The sequence below is a fragment of the Algoriphagus sp. TR-M9 genome, assembly GCF_027594545.1.
GTDB lineage: Bacteria > Bacteroidota > Bacteroidia > Cytophagales > Cyclobacteriaceae > Algoriphagus > Algoriphagus halophytocola.
In genome coordinates this window covers 941724-962858 of the sequence record NZ_CP115160.1, presented here as the reverse complement: position 1 = coordinate 962858, position 21135 = coordinate 941724, and the positions used below count along the sequence as shown (strand labels likewise).

General features: G+C 44.9%; 20 protein-coding genes. 13 read left to right on the top strand and 7 right to left on the bottom strand.

What is annotated here, in order from left to right:
- The first annotated feature begins 10 nt into the window (after window positions 1-10).
- From PBT90_RS04395 to PBT90_RS04385, 3 genes are read left to right on the top strand one after another with little or no spacing between them, the layout of a single operon-like run.
- On the top strand, window positions 11-769 hold the full coding sequence (locus PBT90_RS04395; RefSeq protein ID WP_270131766.1) for a (Fe-S)-binding protein: 759 nt from the start codon (window positions 11-13) through the stop codon (window positions 767-769).
- Window positions 766-2124 (top strand): lactate utilization protein B, encoded by a 1359-nt coding sequence (locus tag PBT90_RS04390; RefSeq protein ID WP_270131764.1) that lies wholly within the window; start codon window positions 766-768, stop codon window positions 2122-2124. The genes PBT90_RS04395 and PBT90_RS04390 overlap by 4 nt, the downstream gene beginning before the upstream one ends.
- Window positions 2121-2681 carry a LutC/YkgG family protein gene (locus PBT90_RS04385; protein WP_264809177.1) on the top strand — a complete coding sequence of 187 codons (561 nt, stop codon included), beginning with the start codon at window positions 2121-2123 and terminating at the stop codon, window positions 2679-2681. The genes PBT90_RS04390 and PBT90_RS04385 overlap by 4 nt, the downstream gene beginning before the upstream one ends.
- Here PBT90_RS04385 and PBT90_RS04380 read toward each other — a convergent pair.
- The 3 genes from PBT90_RS04380 to PBT90_RS04370 form a co-directional block, all read right to left on the bottom strand.
- Window positions 2678-3985 (bottom strand): sensor histidine kinase, encoded by a 1308-nt coding sequence (locus tag PBT90_RS04380; RefSeq protein WP_264809176.1) that lies wholly within the window; start codon window positions 3983-3985, stop codon window positions 2678-2680. The two genes, PBT90_RS04385 and PBT90_RS04380, sit on opposite strands and share 4 nt — an antisense overlap.
- A gap of 128 nt (window positions 3986-4113) precedes the next feature.
- Window positions 4114-4494 (bottom strand): VOC family protein, encoded by a 381-nt coding sequence (locus PBT90_RS04375; RefSeq protein WP_264809175.1) that lies wholly within the window; start codon window positions 4492-4494, stop codon window positions 4114-4116.
- A 136-nt stretch (window positions 4495-4630) separates the two neighbouring features.
- On the bottom strand, window positions 4631-5674 hold the full coding sequence (locus PBT90_RS04370; protein WP_264809174.1) for an NHL repeat-containing protein: 1044 nt from the start codon (window positions 5672-5674) through the stop codon (window positions 4631-4633).
- 84 nt (window positions 5675-5758) lie between these two features.
- Here PBT90_RS04370 and PBT90_RS04365 point away from each other — a divergent pair, with 84 nt between their 5' ends.
- From PBT90_RS04365 to PBT90_RS04355, 3 genes are all read left to right on the top strand, one after another.
- The gene (locus PBT90_RS04365) at window positions 5759-6595 is read left to right on the top strand and encodes a sugar phosphate isomerase/epimerase family protein (protein ID WP_264809173.1); all 837 of its coding nucleotides are present in this window, start codon (window positions 5759-5761) and stop codon (window positions 6593-6595) included.
- A gap of 113 nt (window positions 6596-6708) precedes the next feature.
- Window positions 6709-7314, top strand: coding sequence for a DUF2911 domain-containing protein (locus tag PBT90_RS04360; protein ID WP_270131761.1), 606 nt, complete (start codon window positions 6709-6711; stop codon window positions 7312-7314).
- Between the two features lie 137 nt (window positions 7315-7451).
- On the top strand, window positions 7452-7928 hold the full coding sequence (locus tag PBT90_RS04355; RefSeq protein WP_270131759.1) for an acyl-CoA thioesterase: 477 nt from the start codon (window positions 7452-7454) through the stop codon (window positions 7926-7928).
- Window positions 7929-7999: 71 nt separating this feature from the next.
- On the opposite strand, the gene PBT90_RS04350 is transcribed toward PBT90_RS04355, so the two are convergent.
- Window positions 8000-10075, bottom strand: a complete 2076-nt coding sequence (locus tag PBT90_RS04350) for a family 20 glycosylhydrolase (RefSeq protein WP_270131757.1) — start codon at window positions 10073-10075, stop codon at window positions 8000-8002.
- Between the two features lie 189 nt (window positions 10076-10264).
- On the opposite strand from PBT90_RS04350, the gene PBT90_RS04345 reads away from it, so the two are divergent.
- The 7 genes from PBT90_RS04345 (at window position 10265) to PBT90_RS04315 (ending at window position 16638) form a co-directional block, all read left to right on the top strand.
- Window positions 10265-11596, top strand: a complete 1332-nt coding sequence (locus PBT90_RS04345; protein WP_270131755.1) for a GntP family permease — start codon at window positions 10265-10267, stop codon at window positions 11594-11596.
- A 19-nt stretch (window positions 11597-11615) separates the two neighbouring features.
- Complete coding sequence (locus PBT90_RS04340) at window positions 11616-12314, top strand: YdeI/OmpD-associated family protein (protein WP_333482157.1); 699 nt, start codon at window positions 11616-11618, stop codon at window positions 12312-12314.
- Window positions 12289-12900, top strand: a complete 612-nt coding sequence (locus PBT90_RS04335) for a YdeI/OmpD-associated family protein (protein ID WP_270131753.1) — start codon at window positions 12289-12291, stop codon at window positions 12898-12900. Before PBT90_RS04340 ends, PBT90_RS04335 begins: the two co-directional genes overlap by 26 nt.
- 119 nt (window positions 12901-13019) lie before the next feature.
- Window positions 13020-13580 carry a LemA family protein gene (locus PBT90_RS04330; RefSeq protein ID WP_264809166.1) on the top strand — a complete coding sequence of 187 codons (561 nt, stop codon included), beginning with the start codon at window positions 13020-13022 and terminating at the stop codon, window positions 13578-13580.
- Between the two features lie 33 nt (window positions 13581-13613).
- Window positions 13614-15305, top strand: a complete 1692-nt coding sequence (locus PBT90_RS04325; protein ID WP_270131749.1) for a DUF2207 domain-containing protein — start codon at window positions 13614-13616, stop codon at window positions 15303-15305.
- Between the two features lie 33 nt (window positions 15306-15338).
- Window positions 15339-16049, top strand: coding sequence for a hypothetical protein (locus PBT90_RS04320; protein ID WP_270131748.1), 711 nt, complete (start codon window positions 15339-15341; stop codon window positions 16047-16049).
- 55 nt (window positions 16050-16104) lie between these two features.
- Window positions 16105-16638, top strand: coding sequence for a dihydrofolate reductase family protein (locus tag PBT90_RS04315; protein ID WP_270131746.1), 534 nt, complete (start codon window positions 16105-16107; stop codon window positions 16636-16638).
- A gap of 2 nt (window positions 16639-16640) precedes the next feature.
- Here the strand turns inward: PBT90_RS04315 and PBT90_RS04310 are convergent, their stop codons facing one another.
- Genes PBT90_RS04310 through PBT90_RS04300 form a run of 3 tightly spaced genes read right to left on the bottom strand, consistent with a single transcriptional unit; the run spans window position 16641 to window position 21130 of the window.
- A complete protein-coding gene (locus PBT90_RS04310) occupies window positions 16641-17435 on the bottom strand; it encodes an SDR family NAD(P)-dependent oxidoreductase (RefSeq protein WP_270131744.1) in 795 nt (264 codons plus the stop codon).
- Between the two features lie 29 nt (window positions 17436-17464).
- Window positions 17465-18568 (bottom strand): sugar phosphate isomerase/epimerase family protein, encoded by a 1104-nt coding sequence (locus PBT90_RS04305; protein WP_270131742.1) that lies wholly within the window; start codon window positions 18566-18568, stop codon window positions 17465-17467.
- A gap of 9 nt (window positions 18569-18577) precedes the next feature.
- Window positions 18578-21130 (bottom strand): DUF7133 domain-containing protein, encoded by a 2553-nt coding sequence (locus PBT90_RS04300; RefSeq protein ID WP_270131739.1) that lies wholly within the window; start codon window positions 21128-21130, stop codon window positions 18578-18580.
- Window positions 21131-21135: the final 5 nt, after the last annotated feature.

Genomic DNA, 21135 nt, shown 5'->3' with positions numbered 1-21135 from the left:
TAACGCTCGAATGAAAAATGACGCACCCCACATCGGCCTGTTTATCCCTTGCTACATTGACCAATTTTACCCCAATGTAGCCATCGCAACACTGGAGCTTTTAGAAAAACTAGGATGTAAAGTATCCTATCCCCTCCACCAGACCTGCTGTGGACAGCCCATGTCAAATGCGGGCTACGAGTCCGAAACTTGTGGAACCACAGAGAAATTCATCAAGGATTTTGCGGAGTTTGATTACATAGTCGCTCCTTCGGGAAGCTGTGTGTTGCATGTAAAAGAGCATTCTCCAAGTATACCCAAGCTAAAAAAGAATCAGGCTTACGTGCAATCTCGCATCTACGAATTGAGTGAGTTTATCACAGACATCCTTAAGGTCGATTCTATACCCGGCTCATTCCCTCATCGAATAGGTTTTCATGCATCCTGTCACGGGCTGCGGGGTCTGAGACTGGCCAGTGATTCGGAAAGAAATGATCCAGGGTTTAACAAAACCCTCCAGCTCATGAAAGATCTTTCCGGATTGGAGCTTGTAGAGCTGAGCCGAAGAGATGAATGCTGTGGATTTGGGGGGACATTTGCAGTCACCGAAGAAGCGATATCTGTACAGATGGGCAAAGACCGAATAGCTGACCATGTGGATAAGGGCGTAGAATTCATCGTAGGCGGTGACATGTCTTGCCTGATGCACATGCAAGGTATCGCTACCCGAAACCGTGAAAATGTGCGAATCATGCATTTCGCAGAACTTTTAAACCAAGCAATTTCATGAGCCACCCAGCTAATGCCACAGCCTTTCTGAAAGATCAATCACGAGCAAAGTGGCATGACGAAACGCTTTGGATAGTTCGTCAAAAACGTGACCAAACCATACACGCTATCCCTGAGTGGGAAAAGCTTCGTGATCTCGCTTCGCAAATCAAGGAACACACGCTTTCCAAACTTGATTTTTATCTGGAAGAGCTAGAAAAAAATGCCAGTGCAAACGGCATTAAAGTCCACTGGGCCGAAAATGCAGAAGAGCATAATGAAATAGTCGGAAGAATACTAGAAGAAAAAAACTGCAAGGCAATAGTTAAAAGTAAATCCATTCTCACCGAAGAATGCCACCTGAATCCGTATTTGGAATCCAAGGGTATAGAGGTGGTGGATACGGATCTGGGAGAGCGGATTATTCAGTTTCTGAAACAGCCACCCAGCCATATAGTCATGCCGGCAATTCACCTGAAGAAGCGGGACATTTCTGATATTTTCCATGAAAAACTGCACACAGAAAAAGGCAATGAGGACCCTGTATACCTGACACATGCAGCCAGACTGCACCTCAGAAGCAAGTTTCTTGAGGCCAAAGTCGCGATCACAGGAGTCAATTTTGCTGTGGCAGAGACAGGTGAATTTGTAGTCTGCACCAATGAAGGCAATGCAGACATGGGGGTGCACCTGGCAGACACCCATATTGCTTGTATGGGAATAGAAAAATTAATACCCCGGCGCAAGGACCTTGGAGTTTTCCTGCGGCTTTTGGCCAGATCGGCTACCGGCCAGTCCATAACTAACTATAATTCACACTTCAGAAGTCCAGCACCTGGTAAGGAGCTGCATTTGATCTTGGTAAATAACGGTAGGACCAAGCAGCTAGCCCGTGAGAAATTCAGAAATTCGCTCAAATGCATTCGATGTGGGGCATGTATGAACACCTGCCCGATCTATCGCCGCAGCGGGGGCTTCAGCTATGGTAGCACCGTACCAGGGCCTATAGGCTCCATACTTTCACCAGGCATCGATCTGAAAAAATACAGTACCCTTCCATTCGCCTCCACGCTTTGTGGCAGCTGTTCGGATGTGTGCCCGGTAAAAATCAACATTCATGAGCAACTGTATGAATGGAGACAAGAGATCACAAAAGCGCACGGAACCTCTGCCAAAGGGCTTTCCATGCAGCTTGCCAATGGGATTTTCAAAAGTCCGTTAGCCTATAAACTCTCCGGCAAAATGATGCGTGCTGCACTGAAAAACCTGCCAGAAAGCATCATTTACAACCCATTAAATGTATGGGGGAAAAGTAGAAATCTGCCAGAAACTCCAGCGGAATCCTTCAAAGACTGGTACAAAAAAAACAGAAAATGAGCAGCAAATCCTCCATAATTTCCCAGATCAAAAACCTGAACATGGAAGAAAAACCGCTTCCTGAAATCCCTGATTTCGAGGTAGCGGCAAATCTGGAAGAAGCCTTTGCGCAATCTCTGGCTGGCAACAAAGGACAGGTAGTCTCTAAAGATGAACTAGAAGCACTGATAGCTGCTAGTGATTTCAAGAAAATCTATTCCAGTTCCCCGCTTTTCGATGCGTATTCCAATTGCGAACTTCCCGCTCACCCTGCTGAATTTGCAGACCTGGACTTAGCCATTTTAGAAGGGCAGGTGGCCTCAGCAGAAAATGGAGCGATTTGGCTGGATGAATCAAACCTGGGGATCCGGGCGATTCCTTTTATCACCTCCCACCTGGTGATTTTGATCCGCGGAGAAGCTATAGTGGGAAATATGCATGAAGCTTACCAAAAGATAGGATCTGCACATTCTGGCTTTGGGGCTTTTATAGCTGGGCCATCGAAGACTGCGGATATTGAGCAATCGCTGGTCGTGGGTGCTCATGGAGCCATGAGCCTACGTGTGGTGATTCTCTAACTGCGTTTTTTGGTGATAAAAAAACAATTCATTCCATCTCTGGATCCATCGTAATACAACTCCCCGTTAATTTTATCAGCTATCCTTTTGCATAAAGGCAAGCCTATCCCGGCACCCTTCTCTCGCTTAGTGCCATAGGAGGTTCTTGCTCGAAATTCAAATAATTTCTGCTGTTGCTCTGGCGGTATTTGTACTCCTGGGTTGCAGACAGACCACTGGATCCTTTCCGAATCAATATCCAAAGAAAGCTCTACAGTGGCCTCAAGTGGAGAAAATTTGATGGCATTGTCGATCAGGTTTTTCAGGATTATTCTTATTTCATTGACCTCAAGACGGATCTTTTGATCTTCCCCTTTCCAGGAGAAGGAGATTTTTTGGCTTTTCTCAGCTGCCTGCACTTCCATGGTGTTTTTCATCTCATTCGTCAGGTTCACAGGACTGATTTCTAGTATTTCCTGTGGCCTGTCCTCTAGTTCGCTCATCACCCATGAGAGTGTATTGTTGAGGATGTTATTTAGCTGGTAGCTTTGCTTTTTAAGGTTAGAAAGTATTCGCTCAGCCTCTCCCGGCTCAAAAGCGTCCTTTTCCATCAGCCCTAAGGTGGTATGCAGCATGGAAATGGGATTACGCATATCATGGGAAAGAATGGCGATCAATCTACTCTTTTCACTGCTTAGGGTATTGAGCTCATCCAGCATTTGCTCTTGCTTGGCTTTCAGTTGATGCAGGACCTCGTTCTGGTTTTTATAACTTTGGACGAAAAAATTAATACCAAGGAATATAAAACCCCCCATCCACATTAAAGTTACAAAATGATCAAAAAACATGTTCAATTCACTTTCATAGCTGGATGATACAGGGACCCAACCTTGCACCTGCCCATAAAAAAGGGTCATATAACAAGCAAATGGCAGAACAAACCAGAAAACCTTTCTCCAGCCCTTAATGAGCAGGGTACTGGCTACCAGCATCAAAAAGAAACTGTAGAGCGTAGGCCCATTATACCCATCATTATAGAGAAAGTTCAACATGATCACCACATAACCCAAAGTCAACAGTATATCCAGAGATAGCTGTACTTTCCCATACTTGCTGATCAAGAAATAGGAAACCAAAAAGGGAATGGAAAACAGCAGCTTGGCGAAAATGATCACCGGTGACATTTCTAAAAAAATATCGGATATCCCTAAAACCAGAAGCAGAAAAAAAGTCAATAGCGCAAAAACTATAGAGATTTTCTTCTGTATATATTCCAGGTCAGACACATTCTCCTCGGACACCTGGATTCCTTTTGTTAATCGCATAAAAATCTGAACAAATTTAGCTTACCTGAAAATACAAAAAGCCTAAAGCTAAACTAGACCTAAGCCTTATTTATACCCAAAAAAAAGCAGATCCAATTAATAAAAAACAATTTTACACGAAAATATTTCTATTTCCTGGAGTACAATGCTATCCTATTCCCTTCAGAGTCTATAAAAACCCCCATAAAACCTATGTCTGGAGCAATCATGCGCTTTTCAATCTGAACCTTCCCTCCAGCTTCCTCTACACGTTTCAGTTCTACTGAACAATCTTCTGAATTGAAATAAATCAAAGGCCCTGCCTTTTCGCTGGTAGCATAAAACTGCTCGTGGTACACCAGACTTCCACCAGCACCAATATCATTGTCTTCCCATGGAAACCAGGCCATTTGAAAATCACCCATCACTTGCTTCTCCAGCTTGCATTCAAACACTTTCTCGTAAAATAAAATGGCTCTATCCATATCTTTCACGGGGATTTCAAACCAGCCAACTGTTACATTTTTCATGTGTTTATAATTTTTTTTTTAAGGTCACATGGAATCTTCGCATGAATTATAATCATCCCTCTGTGTGTCGCTTCGGGTCATGCTCGATTTCATAGCATTATAGGTTTAATACAACTGAAATAAAAGACGATTTTGCTTAGGTTCTGATCAGTTTTATAGGATAGGTTTTCCCCGCATTCCATTGACACACATAGATATTTTCATCCTGATCTATGCACACATCATGACAATGCTTAAAGATGGGTTCGGACTGCACCATGAGTTGTAGCTCGCCATTTCGGTACTCAGGCGCGGTACCACCCGGATTGGAAACCACTTGATTTGCTTCATTTAAAATGGTCACAAAACCTGAATCAGGCGTTTGTTCCAGGTACCTCAGTCTGGACCAGCATACTCCAGCGTAGAGCTGATCTCCATGGATGACCGGACGGCAAACGAATGCTCCCGGTAGAAAAATCGTCTCCAGATACGCTCCTTCCATACTGAAGCGCTTGAATGAATTATGCCCCCTGGAGGTACAGAGCAAGGTAGCTTCTTTTCCTCCCCGCTGATCCACTGTGATACCATGTGCAGTGCTGAACTGCTCGTCTGCCGATCCTTTTCCGCCAAACTTCCGAATAAAATTCCCATCCTTATCATACTGTAGGAAAAACTGAGAACCATAGCCGTCAGCTACATATAAATCACCATTGGGAGCGACTGTAGTTTCTGTGGGGACAAATGGCATTTTATCCGTGTAAATACCCTCTTGGATAGGTGAGGAGATTTCTGACACAATTTTTCCATCTAGAGTTGTTTTGACCACTCTTCCTGCATTGTCACTCACCCAGAGGTATTCTGCATCCCCTTCGTCCACAAGCGTCAGCCCATGCGCTCGGTCCATCCCCAAGGTCCAGGTTTTTAGCAGTTTCCCAGATTGCTGGTAGATGATTACGTTATTCTTTGGTTCATCGGTCACCATGATCATGCGTCCGCGGCGATCCATCACCATTTCGTGGCAGTTATTTACCGGAACCTGAGCCGGATCGAGCATCCCCCATTTCGGGTCGATTTTATACTGAAAATCCCCATGCCCTAGCAGCAAATCTGACTTGGACGCGAAGGAAAAAGAAGGTGATATACTCATAGCTAGGCCTAAAAGGGATGATTGTTTAATAAAACTTCTGCGGTCGTTTTTCATAGGTAATTACAGGATTTCATTTTGGGAATTCGATCCAAAGACAATTTAATTTTTTATTTTCGGTGAACCCTAAAGTAATCGAAAATGAAAAGGATTTTTATTTACCCAATTCTTTTACTAGCGCTTTTCTCCCCATCAATTGCTGCCCATGCTCAGGAGATTGCGCTTCAGCTGTACTCCTTGCGCAACGAAATGAAAGAAGACCCGGTCAAAAGCCACCAATTGATTCAAAACTGGGGAATATCGGCTCTGGAAGGTGGAGGACCCTACGGGATGTCTGATCAGGAATACAGTAAATTACTAGAGGAAAATCAACTCCGGGTAATAGGTGTAGGCGCGGATTATAAGCAGCTTTTGCAAAGCTTGGAGCCCATAATAAGTCAAGCCAAAAAATATGGGGCTAAATACGCCACTTGCTACTGGATACCCCATGCAGAAAGCCCCATATCTTTGGATGAAATCAAAGTGGCTACGGCTTTATTCAATGAGGTAGGAAAGCAGCTCAAAAAAGAAGGAATCACGTTCCTTTATCATCCGCATGGCTATGAATTTGCTAAAGATGGCAAAGGTGTGGTGCTCGACTACATGCTCAATAATGCGGAACATTTCGCTTTCAACCTGGATGTATTCTGGGTGAAAATGGGTGGTGGAGACCCACTGAAAATCATGAAAAAAAACCGAGGCAAATTTCCCATCCTACACCTCAAGGATAGGAAAAAGGGAACCCCTGGCTCTAAAGACGGTAGAGCGGACATAGAAACCAATGTGGTACTGGGCACTGGAGACATCAACATCGCCGGAATCATCAAAGAAGCCAAAAAACAAGGGACAGAATTCTTGACCATAGAGGATGAGAGTTCCAGATCCGTCACCCAAATCCCCTTGAGCGTGGCTTTTATCCAAAAGGAACTAAACCGATAGATAACTATCTCGCCTAGGCCAGCCCACAAAAACAAGTCAATTATAGAGAAGCGCATCAGCTTAGGTAAACAAATACTTCTTAGATTGGAGCAAAATTCATCAATAACCTAATCATGACAAACAACAAACTCTTTTTAGCGGCATTTGCCCTGATCCTCTTTTTCTCAGTGTCCACCACTTCCTTTGCGCAGCTACAAGCACCCGCGCCGAGTCCAGCTGCCCATGTATCACAGGTGGTAGGTTTCACCAAAATCAGTATTGACTACTCCTCTCCTGCCGTGAAAGGCCGAAAAGTATTCGGTGACCTGGAAAAGTATGGTGTCACTTGGAGAGCAGGAGCCAACGGCCCGACTATCATAGAATTCAGCACCGGCGTAAGCATAGGAGGCAAAAATCTAGCTCCCGGCAAATACTCCCTTTTCATCACTCCTCAAGAATCAGGGGATTGGACTATTCATTTGAACAGCAAAGCAAATGCGGTTTTCGCCTATATGAAAGACGGTAAAATCGATGAGGCCGCAGTAGCCAAAGACGATGCTGTGAGCCTGCAAGTGACACCAGTACAAGCACCAGAAACCTTCGAAAGATTGGCTTACTTTATTTCTGCTGAAGACAATAAGGTAGCATCGGTAAGCTTCATGTGGGCGGATGTCATGCTGACTTTCATGGTAGATACGCAAGTAGATCAGAAAATAGAAAGCTTCAAAGGTGCATTATAAGTAAACCTTACTCCATTCCAAAAGCCCGGACCCAGATGCTTCGGGCTTTTGCTTTTGCTAAAGTTTGTATGGATACTAGCCCCGCAAAAGCAATTTTTGCATTAGTTTAGCGAAAGTATCTTTAACCTAATTCCCCTATGGACACCAGCCACAAAACCTCATTTCAGTTTATCAGTGAACCCTCAGACATCAATTTCGGAGGAAAAGTACATGGAGGTGTAGTGATGAAATGGATCGATCAGGCGGCGTACACCTGTGCCCGCACTTGGTCTGAGTCCTACTGTGTGACCGTTTATGTGGGAGGTATTCGCTTTTACAAACCTATCAATATAGGAGAAGTGGTGAAGGTAGATTCTCAGGTGATTTACACAGGCAGCTCCAGCATTCACATCATGGTGGAGGTCTATTCCAGAGATTTTTCGGATCAGGAATTTGTCAAAAAAACCCATTGCATTATCATTTTTGTTTCGGTAGACGAAAACGGTTCCCCTAAAAAAGTAAAACCTTGGGTTCCCAAGACAGATCAGGAGAAAAAACTCCAAGAATATGCCACTAAATTAAAAGCACTGCGAGAGGATATCCACAACGAAATGAAACCATTTTTCAACGAGTAGAAGGTCAGGATAAGCAAAAAACCTTCCGCTCACCCTACCTGAAATAACTCAAAAACTAGCTGGAAGAGTAGCTATTTGCTCTCTAAGGAGCCTTCCATTTGCAGGCTATTGCCTTCTTTGATCTTCTTCAGAAAGAGCTCTTCTACATAAAACTGCCAATCAGAAAATTTAATAGCCTGATTTGACAAGTGAACATGATGATCCTGATCTAGCAAATAATCTTCAGGCTTGTCCAGTTGCCTGGTCTGCCCATATACCTGCTCTAGTTCCGCCAATTGATCCTGCCACTTCTGCTCCAGCTGCAAAAGCTTGGCTTTGAAGTTTTCTCTGTCCTCAGCTGTCTCAGCTAAATCCCACTTTGACAAGAGCAATAAGGCATGATTTGAAAACTGAACGGCTTTGGCTACCTGCTCATAGACTTCTAGCGTGTACACATTCCGCTTGGCTGCGTCTTTAGCAGCAGCTATGACCTGCAATACGGAGTCCACCCGCTGCTGATAGAGTTGAGCCTTCTCTAACCTTTCGGCATACTGCTGCGTCCATTGCCCGGGTTTTGACGCTCTTGGCAAATCAATTACCGCATCCTCCATTGGATTGGCAAGACTTCTAAGCCGGTTTCTATCCTTTGAAGCTAACAAGGCATTTTTCCAAAAAGCCACAGGATCTTCCAGCTCATTGATAAAAGCATAAGTGGAGTCTGCTAAAGCCGCTCCAAATGTCCTCGCTCTGTATGCATCGTGGATTTCGGTTTCTGTACGTCTTTCACCTGCCCAGGTATATTCTGCAAAAATCCCTATCCCTCTCCAGTACAATTCAAAATGAGGCGAATCATCGTCCCATAAGGTAAGAAGAAGCCCTTCGGCACCATTGGCTATGGAGATCAAGGCAAAGTCCCGGATGTTATCCGTATTACTTTGGTTGAGTGGCATCAGATTCCAGCGGGTTTGTCCGGCTGTAGCCCCCATTACCTTCAGGCCATTATCGGTAAACCACTTCATGGCAAGCTTATTTCCGTAGGTTTCCGGTGCGGAATAATTCCACCTCATATAGACACAGTTTTTTGGAAACATATCTACATACTTACTGAGGTTAGGTTCGTTTGCCGCCCATATGCTATCCACCTCAGCATTGGTCAGGTCCTTATTGAAAATAGATTGATAGACTCCCGCATTTTTCAATGGCATATCGTCCCAGAAGATGGGAGTCAGATTTCTGTCCTCCGCATAGCTACTCACTTTGTTTAGCCAGGTAAGCTGCAGTTCTAGTGCTGTTTTTCCACTTCCCCTGCCAGTGGTATGCACCTCATCGCCCCCTACATGAAGGTATTCGGCATAAGGAAAAGCCTTCAATGCATCGTTATACAGATCAAACTGCACCTCGTATGTCCCGTCATCCAGAGGATTGAAAGCCCAATCAGAGGCTGGATCATCGCGAAGCGCTACATATTGCTCATGCTTCAATATAAAGGAAGCATGCCCTAAGCCCTGAACCAAAGGACTGATTCTTATATTCCTGGCCATGGCGTAATCACTGATCTCCTTCCATTCCTCAATGGAAAAAGCATCTGAAGAGGCGACTTCTGGTTGGGATTCATAGTTCAGTTTGTCTTCTATTTCCAGGATGATGGCATTGATTTTCTGATAGGCTAGTCTATCCATCATTTCGAAGTAATATTCCTTTTGCTCCAAATGATGCTTCACATCCAGATGCACTACTCTCTGGCGCAAAGCAGGCTCATCCTTGATCTTTACCGTGGGCAGGTAAGCACCTTGGTCAGCGACATCCTCCAGTAGTTGCCCTAGGGTAATCAGCCCATACCAATGTCCTTGCCTGGTGGCAGATTTAATCCTGACCTCATTTCTGGCTATTGTCAGTACATACCCTTCAGGCTTTAACTCTAGCTCAGGATCCAACTCAACGTAAAGGACATGCTCAAACTCCCCCAAATCCTCTCCAGCAATGTATTTCTGCTTAGCCTCACTCATAAGCTCCTGAAGTTTAGCAGTGGACAAAGCAGACTTTCCGGTAATCTCAAGGCTTACTGGACTAGGCAAAACAGTAAGCACAGGCTCAGGGAGATTTCGCTGCCCGCAGCTTCCCAAAATCAGCAAAAACAGCAGCACTAGAGGAAAATAAGTGTATCGCATAAGAGGAGGTCAATGAAATTAAATGCCTAAAGTACCGAATAATTGTAGAGCGATTCACCATTTAGCAAACTTTTCAGAAGCTTATACAGTCTCCGGCTTTAATATTCCCTTTTTTTGACTAATTTTTAGTTTCTAGATGTAGAGAAATTTTTCTCCAGCATTCAAACCACAAACCCAACCTAACCCAAAATGCTTACTCTTTTGATTATCCTGTTTGCTTTGGCACTGATACTCATTGCCATTGTCAAATTTGACATCCATCCATTTCTTGCACTTTTCTGCGGTGCCATTTTATACGGCCTGCTAGCTGGTATGCCGGGAGAATTGATCCTACAATCTATTTCTGAAGGATTTGGAGGCGTACTAGGAAGCATAGGTCTATTGATTCTACTGGGAGTGATGATGGGTACTTTTTTGGAGAAAACCGGGGGAGCACTGGTCATAGCAGAGAAAATCCTGAAGTGGATCGGCGAAAAATCAGTGATGCTTTCCATGATGATTTCTGGTTATATCCTTTCTATTCCGGTATTTGGCGACAGCACCTTTATCATGATGAATCCCATCAGTAAGTCGCTCTCGCTGAAAAGCAAAGTTCCCTATGCTGCCACCACCATAGCAATAGCCCTGGGCGCCACAGCCAGTCACTCTCTGGTGCCTCCTACCCCGGGACCTATTGCGACAGCAGGTATTTATGAAGCTGATTTAGGTATGATCATTTTCTATGGATTTATTGTAAGCCTAATCGCCCTGGTTCCCTGTTATTTTTTCGTCAAAAAAGTAGCCTACAAAATCCCTTTGGAGCCCAAGTTTGCCGTAAAACCCGAGGAGGCTGAAAAGAAATCAAAACCCTCCGTATTGGCTTCATTCTTACCCATCATAGTTCCGCTGATTCTGATCATTACAGCTTCTATAGCAAAATACCCTACCAAACCTTTTGGAGAAGGCGGTTTTTATACCTTTATCCAATTTGCCGGAAGCCCGGTAATCGCCTTACTTTTAGGTGCGTTTTTGGCTTTCTCTCTTCCCAAGAAGTTTGACAACAAGCTGCTTAGCTCCAGTGGGTGGCTAGGGGAAGCTATCCTCATTGCCGCACCTGTGATTTTGATCACCGGAGCCGGTGGGGTGTTTGGCAAGATGCTCCAAAACTCTGGAATCGGAGACCTAGTCAGCAATTCTATGAGCGGAGCTAGCTGGGGAATATTCTTACCCTACCTGATCGCTCTCTCTCTGAAAACCGCACAAGGTTCCTCCACCGTGGCGATGATTACTACAGCATCCATCATTGCTCCCCTGCTAGGAGCTCTTGGACTGGACTCGGAAACCATGCGCGTTTTTGCCGTATTGGCCACAGGAGCGGGGGCCATGGCTATTTCCCATGCCAATGACAGTTTCTTCTGGGCTGTGACCCAGCTCTCCGGGCTTTCCATCAAGCAGGGCAACAAATCCCACAGCCTAGGTACTCTGATCATGTCCATTACAGCGATTTCTGTAATTTATATTATTACATTAATCGTCGTATAATTAAATTCGGAAACTGCTCGTGATTCAAAGAATTGGGATTCTTGAGCAGGAAAATGCAAATCTAAAATCCAATATGCCAAAGCACTCAAAAAATAGCATGCCTTCCAGTGTGGAAGAATATTTGAGTGAGGGCTGCGGGCGCTGTCCACTGGGAGGTACGCCTGACTGCAAGGTACATCCTTGGTCATCGGAGCTGACCCAATTGAGAAAACTGGTCCTGCAGTGCGGCCTGCAGGAAGAAATCAAATGGGGCGTACCCTGCTACTCCTGGAAAGAAGGAAACATCCTGCTGTTAAGTGCACTCAAGGAGTATACTGCATTGAGTTTTTTTAAAGGTGCTTTGCTCAAAGACAGCAAAAAAATACTTCAAAAACCAGGTAAAAACACTCAAGCAGGTCGATTACTGAAATTCACTTCCTTAAGTCAAATCCATGAAAACCAAGAAACCATCAAGGCCTATATTCTTGAAGCGATAGAACTGGAGAAGGCAGGCCTAAAGGTGGACCTTAAGACTAATCCGGAACCCATTCCCCGGGAATTTCAGGATGCCATGGAGCAAGACAGCACATTGAAAAATGCCTTTGAAGCGCTGACTCCTGGAAGAAAAAGAGGGTATATACTTTATTTTTCCGCCCCTAAACAATCCAAAACCCGCATAGCAAGAATCGAAAAATACAGGGCTAAAATCTTGGATGGAAAGGGATTTCATGACCGGTAAAAATCCTAAAACCGAACAAACTCCTGAATTCTGCCCCGCAGACAGAGAAGACTGGAGAAAATGGCTTGAGCGAAACCACCAAAAAGTAAATGGTATTTGGCTGATCATCTATAAGAAGTCTTCCTCCCAGCCCAATCTGACCTGGAGCCAAGCCGTAGATGAGGCCCTTTGCTTTGGCTGGATAGATAGCACCAAGCGTCCTATCGATGATGTGAAATACAAGCAATATTTTGGTAAAAGAAAAGTAAAGAGCAATTGGTCGAAAATAAATAAAGAGAAGATCGCAAAACTTTTGGAAGCAGGAAAAATGAGACCTGCCGGTCTACAGAGCGTACAACTCGCCAAGGAAAACGGTTCTTGGGACTACCTGGATGCGATAGAAAGCCTTCAAATCCCCACTGATCTGGAGCATTCTCTCAATCAAAATCCAGAAAGTCAAGAATATTTCACAAACCTGAGCAAATCAAAAAAGAAGCAAATTCTTTATTGGGTACACTCAGCAAAACGTATAGAAACCAGGAAAAAACGCATCGAAGAAGTACTTAAAGCAACCAGTCAAAAAAAGCTGCCCAAGCAAATCCAATGAATGAAAACTGGAGCCCTTGAATTCCCGGTAATTCCTCGTAATTTAAAAATCAGCTTAGATTCAGGGGCAATTCCTTTCTTCTGACTTTTAAGTACTCTTTTACCAAAAAATAATTTGCCATGACCTTCCTCATTATCATCGCCATTCTGATTTTTCTCGCAGTAGTGGTAATCGGTATTTTTAACCGATTTGTCAAAAACAAAAACACTGTAAAAGACGCCTGGAGCAATATCGATGTGGCACTCAAGCGGCGCTATGACTTAATTCCCAATCTAGTAGAAACCGTAAAAGGATATGCCGCCCACGAAAAGGAAACTTTGGAAGCTGTAATCCAGGCGAGAAATGCAGCCATAGCTGTTCCACCCGATGATATCAACAAACAGATCCAAGCGGAAAACCAATTGCAAAAGACGCTTCGAAGCATTTTTGCCCTGAGCGAAGCCTATCCGGATCTCAAGGCGAACACCAATTTTCTACAACTGCAGGATAAACTCAACGAAATCGAAGAAAACCTAGAACGCGCCAGACGCTATTACAATGGCACCGTACGCGAAAACAACACCTATGGAGAAAGCTTCCCAGGTGTACTATTCGCAGGAGCATTTGGCTATCAGCATTTCGACTATTTCGAAGCAGAGCCCGAAAGCCGAGAGAATGTGAAAGTTGACTTTTCTTCCTAGGCTTTTCCACTCCTCAATCCTAATACAGGAGCTATGAAAAACCTTTACTTCTTACTTCTTGCCTGTCTCTTTACACTGAAAACCCAAGCGCAGGGATTCACGGTAAATTCATATGCAGTGGAAATCCACATTAATCCGGAGGGGTATTTTGATGTCAAAGAAAGCTACGACCTGACTTTCGAAGAGCCCAAGCGGGGTATTTTTCGGGATATCCAGACTCACTATGATATGCGCAATGAGCATGGGGAAATGGAGGAAAGAAATATCCAGATAAAGGACGTGAAAGTCCCCGGATATAAATTCGACGTCACCTCCCTTTTCAAACAAAAGATAGGCGGAAATGCGCGGATCAAGATAGGCGATGAGGATATTTATCTGGAAGGTCCACAGCATTACGAGATAAGGTACAGGGTAGAAAATGCCTTCTTGCACGAAGAGCAGGCCATTCATTTTTATTGGAATATCAAAACCGAAAACTGGATAGCACCTTTCGAAAAAATCAATTTCCAAATTCATCTCCCCGAGGGAATCAACCTGACTGCTGAGCAGTATTTCCTTTATTCAGGGCAAAAAGGAAATACCGAGCCCAGTCAAGATTTCCTAAGTAGTTTTTCAAACGGCATCTACTCCGGACAAAGCAAAACCGGAGTCATTTCCACCAGTGGGGAGGCCGTCACAGTATTACTGAAGTTACCCATAGGAAGCATACAAGACCACAAACCCTTTTGGCCGTTCTGGACAGCGTATGGCTGGACGATCTTGCTGGCAGGGCTGTTTTATGGGTTTTATAGGATTTGGAAAAAGCACGGCAAAGATGATCCGGTCACCACCACCACTAGCTACTATCCGCCCAAAGACATGGATCCGGCTATGGTTGGTTTTCTGATTGATGACTCTGGAGATAATGCTGACCTGATCTCCTTACTCCCTTATTGGGCATCCCGTGGATTTATAAGAATTGAAGAAATTGACAAAAAGGGTTGGTTCGCAAAGGATGACACCAGGCTTATCAAGCTAAAAGAGCTACCCCCAGAATCGGAAAGCTACGAGAAGAAGCTCTACCATGGGTTATTTTCAAAACACGGTACAGATAATGAGGTTTTGGTGAGCAGCCTAAAAGAAAAATTCTATAAAACAATGGCTGAGGCCCACAGCGATCTAAAAAAAGCAGCCCAGGCATACTATGTTGAGAAAAGCAGAAAAATCAAAAATTACACCATCATCGGGTTAATCCTATTGGTGTTTCTACTTTGCCCAGTCTTCCTCTATTTTTGGGGAGTCCTGGCTGCTATTGCTACTTTGGTATCCCTGATATTTCTGCTGATCATGAGCCAGTTTATGATCAAGAAAAACCCGCTGGGTACGGAGCTTTTATCCGAGCTCAAAGGCTTCAAACAATTCATCAAAGTAGCAGAAGAAAATAAACTCAGAATGCTACTCCAGGAAGATCCGGGCTACTTCGAATCTACGATGAGCTATGCACTTGCTTTTGGAATGTTTGGCAAATGGGCGAAGAAGTTTGATGGGCTGAATTTGCAACCTCCCGCCTGGTACACTTCCACATCTGGCAGAGTGATGGGAATGAATCATTTCTCCAAATCCTTCAACAACTCCATCAAATCCACCCAATCCACCATGGTGAGTTCGCCTTCAAGTTCCGGCGGCTCTGGAGGCGGAGGTTCTTCCGGAGGTGGCTTCGGCGGCGGTGGCGGCGGTAGCTGGTAAGTTATACGAAAACCCTTCAATTTCCCTATCACAATGAATATCGAGCAACTGAAAAAGGATATTATCCCTCCAGAACTTATGTTAAAACTCTACGGAGATATACCGGACTCTGAAGTGGAAGCTAAAATAGAACTGCTTGATGATTTCCTAGAGAAGGTTCGTGACAGCTATGATGAGGATGTCTTCAAAGTACTTCGGAGTAACCAACTAGCGGTTCTTCTATGGATGGCCAAGCGGTACCAAGAAGTAATTACGCATGCTGAAGAAGTAGTTCACCTTCTAGCGCCTGAAGATTACCCTACCTATTACTTTTTATCAGTTGATTTGTTGATCAAATGCAATTTCATTCTGTCCAAGTATGAAAAAGCTGAGAAATGGGCTAGGCTAGCACTCGAAAACCACCAACACTCAAGTGTAATTTCTAACCTTCATATCCTGAACAATTATGCCGATGTACGCTTAGCGACTAATAAACCCTTAGATAAAAAATACAGCCCGCTGATCCAATCCATCATTGATGAATATGGTTTTCCTGAAAAACTGAATGATCCTCTGGAAACTATTAAATCTATGGAAGCAAGACATAAATATTGGAACAGACAGCTCAGTGAACTAATATTAATCAATAGATCGGATCCACCTGAATACTTAAAAGAACTGGAAAACTATAAGAATTCCTGTGAAATAGAATGGTATAGAAACTATGCCCAAAAAGCTATCAATACCCTTAAAAACAAAAAGTAACTATACTTAATGAAAGATTAATTAATTAGTCAAAGATTCTCCTAATCACCTCCTAATGAAAAACAGTGTATTCATAGCCACCTCTCTGGATGGATTTATCGCCGGAAAAAACCATGAACTGGACTGGCTTTCCACATTTCCAGAAATCGATCATATAGACACAGGTTTTGAAGAATTCACTGCTCGCATAGATGCCATCCTGATGGGCAGAAACACCTATGAGGTAGTAGCTGCCTTTGAAGGAGAATGGTTTTATCAGAAGCCCGTCTATGTTTGGAGCAATTCCCTCTCAAATGTTCCCGCAAGGCTTCAGGATAAAGTTTTCCTGATCAAGGGAGACCTTCATGAGGTGCTGGCCCAGCTTCATCATCAAGGTTTTCACAAACTTTACATAGATGGAGGTAAGACCATTCAGAGCTTTTTGAAAGAAGACCTGATCGACGAAATGATTATCACCACCATTCCAATTCTGCTAGGCTCAGGTATTCCTATGTTTGGAGGATTACCCAAGCGTCTGACCTTTGAATGTGTAAAATCCATCCGGTTTTTGGATAAGGTCGTACAAAATCACTTCGTCAGATCCAGATAAAGTTATCTAGCAGTCCAGCCTCCATCCACGGTCAGCATGGAACCTACCATATAGGATCCGGCTTCCGAAGCCAGGTAAATTGCCGCACCTTGAATTTCCTCCAATCGACCCCATCGGCCAAGTGCTGTAGCCCCTACCACAAACTTCTTTCCCTCTTCGGTATCTGCTATAGGTAAGTTCATTTCTGTCAAAAAAGGTCCAGGACAAATCGCGTTGACGTTGATATTAAAAGGAGCAAATTCAAGTCCCAAAGCTCGGGTCATCTGGACCACTGCCCCTTTGCTGGAGCAGTAGGGAGTTCGATTGGCTAATCCCACCACGCCCAGTGTACTCGCCAGATTGATGATACTTCCTTTTCCTCCCTTTTTCATATAAGGAGTTACCGCCCTGCAGGCCAACCAAGTACCCGTCACATTGATGTCCATCACCTTGCTGAACTCCTCTAACTCCAGTTCATCTATCGTCCCCCGAATATTGATTCCCGCACTATTTATGAGCACATCTATACTGCCAAAAGTATCAAAGGCTACTTTGGCCATTTTTTCCATATCTGCTTTCTTGGTCACATCACCTGCGAATCCCAGTGCCTTCACACCATAACTGCCCTCAATTTGCTTTGCAGCAGCCTCCGTTTCTTCTTTTGTTCTGCTGACCAGCATCACATTCGCCCCAACGGAAGCAAGTCCTTCTGCCATCGCCAGCCCGAGGCCCTTGGACCCACCGGTGATTATAGCAGTTCTTCCACTCAGATCAAAAAGTTTGATTCCAGGTAATTTTGAGGTGTTTTCTTGACTCATGGTTGTATTTATTAGTATTTAAAATTGGGTTAAAGATGAAGCAAACTCCTACTATAGGCTAGGCATTTCTGAACATTTTCCTCCTCAAAAGCAAGCTGCTGCTCTGCGCTAAGACCGGTAACCTGCGGCAATTCCCCCTCAAAGGAATACTGGGCGATCCTCTCCTTCACTTGCTCAAGTTCTGATGGGGAAAAGCGATCAAAGGTAGCCCAGTACCCTTCGGTCAAATACGGGATTTCTAAGGGATCCCGGGTAATCATCTCCAGACTGAAATTAATGTCTGGGTTGTATTTTCTGCACATTTCCACAGCAGCTTTCAGGTCTATCACTCCCTCACCCAGCGGCACTTCAGAGAGCAAAAATCCTTTGGGATATTCCTTAATCCCCATGTCTTTCACATGGGTAGAAAAGGCGTAAGGAGCAAGCGTTTTGATCACTTCCATGGGCTTCTCCAGAAAAGACACATTATTCCCGAAATCCAGGGTCACTCCCACCCATTCGCTTCCTATGGATTTGATGATCTGTACTAGTTCCTCGGCAGCCCAGTCTTTGTGGTTTTCTACCGCTAATTTCATTTTATGCTTACGCACGATCGGCTCTGCCAATTCTATGGAACGGATTGCATTTTTCTTAAAGGCTAAAAAGTCTGCTTTGGTATGGAAATTCACATAGCGTCGACCACTCAGACAGGCTGTCCGGAGCACCGATGCTCCCGCTTCCTTTGCTGCCAGTACTTCCTTTTCGAAATCAGCGATTTGGTCAGTGGATTTTGGCAGTCCTATGCTTCCTTCCAGATACATATCCAGTTGTTCCCGCTTGGCTCTTACTTGCTTGCCAAAGTCTTTGCTCCAGCCATTTAGTGTCACCTGAATCCCTCCGGCGCCAATGGATTTGCTATGCTCCATGAGCTCGATGGCGTCATCGAAAGCCGGATACTTTTGGCTGTCAGCCTTTGAGTGCCATCTGGCAGCATAAGAATGTACGACTATGCCCATCGGCATATCTTTCAGAAATGCCGGAAGTGAAGAAAATGGAAGTGCCAGGGCTAGGGTACCCAGACTGGCAGATTTCAGAAAATCTCTTCTAGGAAAGGACTTTTCATTTCTTTTAGTAGATAGTTGATCCTGGGGCATGAGATTGGGTTATTTTGTTTCTGGCGGAGGCAAAGTCTCCATGTGTTCGTTCAGTTCATCAGCACTCCAGGGGTACACTCTGCCTTGTGAGGTGAGTCTGGTGGACGAAACCAGGCGACGGGATACCGGCTTGGCGTGATTGCCCCATTCATTTCTAATATACGTCAAAATCGCAGCAATACTTCCATCATCCATGGTGGCATGAGCGGGCATGACCGGCAAAATATCCGGAGCGTCATAGGTTTTTCCTGCTACTTCAATAGGTCCTTCCAAGCCATGTAATAAAATCATGGCCAGCCTTCGCTCATCTCCCGTCACCCATTCCGACCCCACCAGTGGTGGCCCCATCCGGGCAGCCCCTGCACCGTCTGATCCATGGCACCCAGCGCAGCCTACCAAAAACTTCTGCCGTCCCAGCGCAAATTGCTTCATCGCTCCTTCATCGAGCTGATTTTCAGCAGTCAACTCTTCCGAGGGCGCATAGCCAGGCCATCGAAACATCCCCCTGAGCATTTCCAATCGGCTTTCATCTATGGGCAAATCAGTTCTACTAAACAAAGATGGCTCGGTCTGAAGTACGATAGGCTCATGATCTTTGGAATTCGCCGCTTGAATGGACATACCTGAAATGAGAATTTTCTGTTTCCAGTTTAACTCACTCCCAGGGCTGTCAGCTAGTGCCAGGAGCGATTTCATCTCATGAGCTTCTCCTCCTTTCACCACTGCCGTAGTGAGCATTTCCAGAAAAATCTCCTTGTTTTGGTCGCGAGCTGTCCAGTCTGAAGCCTTCCAAAGGTTTTGCATCAAGCCAAACTCCCGCTGGTTCAAGCTGCTGAGCATGGCATCACGTATCATTGCCTGCGATCCATAGCTGGCTAGAATAGAATTAAGCACATCGCTCTGCGCTTGAGGCGATAAGACATCGCTACTTAGCGCCAACTGCAGAGCTTCTGCCTCAGAAGCATCTTTGGCGGCAGCTTTCATCACCTCGGCCAGCCTGTTTTGAACTTGCACTGAGCGCAAAGCAAAAGGCTCTAGCAAACGTATCGCAGTGTTTTGGAGTAAATCATCCTCCTTTTCCAACACCTGAAAAAGCAACGCTTCATCGAGCAAACCTAAGCCCTCCAGCGTCCAAAGCCCGTGAAACCTACCCAGTTGCTCTGCCTGCTGGTTTAACACCAAGTTAACTAACTCATTTTTCACTAGAGCATTTCCTCGCTCCACCAAGAGCCGCTGAGCCATATCTCTATACCAACCATCCTGATCAGATAGAAACTCAACTAGTTCAGTATTACTTTTATCAGAAAGCCTGGTCGTTTGCCGAAGCGCTTTCCCTTCAGGGACTATCTTCCAGATTCTTCCCAGATGAACCGGCATGACCAGTCCTCTACCCACCGTCTGCTCCGTCAGGTAGGGCGTCAAATATTCTCCATGCTGGATCAAACCCCTGTACATATCCGCGATGTAAAGTGCACCATCCGGACCCGTAGCAAAATCCACTGGCCTAAAGCGCTCATCTGTGGAAGCCAAAAATTCCTTTCCCGGATGTGGGTCTCTCCCATCTACTAGGTTACCTGCCTCCATCAAAACGTTCCGCTTCACCAGATTCCCTGCCGGCTCGGCTACAAAGGCATTGCCATAAAATTCCTCCGGAAAAAGTGTAGATCTATAAATCCAAGGTGAACATGCAGCAGTAAACTCCATCAAACGTTTATCCTCACTTAGCACACCGGGGATGTAGCCTCTGTTTACAGCTGGGGTTTCCCGAATAGGGTAAACAGCACGCTCCAGCGCCACTCCATGATCTATGCCTGTGGATGGGCTATGGTTAGGGTTTCTGGAAAAGTAATTTGGCGGCACCAAATCTGCATGAAGCTGCGACCAGTTGTAATTGTAGTAAAGCCTTCCCTGATCATCATTGGAGATTCCCCATTGCCCGCGAAACTCGGTGGTATCCCGGATCCAATCTCCGTTTTGATACCGGTATCTAAGCCTGGATTTGGCATTATAATACCAATTATCCACGTTTCTCAGCAAGCCATTGTCTGAATGTTCAGGATTCCCGGAAGACGCATAGGTAGAGTCCAGCAACACCTGCGTGTCGGCTTTGAGGTCACCGTCCAAATCTTGGGTCACCCAGAGCGAGGTATTTTCCGACACCAACACCCCATCGGCAAAAAAGCCAATGGCTCGGGGCATAATCAGGCTATCCATGTAAATGGTACTTTTGTCCATTTGCCCATCTCCGTCCAGGTCCTCCAATACCGAAATCCTACCTATAGGCTTATCTTCTTCTGAGCCCAGGGTATCTGTCATAAAGCCCCGCATCTCAATCACCCATAGGCGGGCATCCTCATCAAATGTGATGAAAACGGGATCTTGGACCATGGGCTCCTGAGCCACTAGTTGGATTTTAAAGCCAGGTTCTAGCTGAAAGGTTTCTAATTCTTCGGAAGCAGCGCGAGCTGGGGATGGATTATCCGGATCCCCTTCTTGGGTCTTGGCACAGGAAGCCAATAAGATCAGGACAAAAAAATAGGGCAAAATGCGATTAAATTGCATGTTTA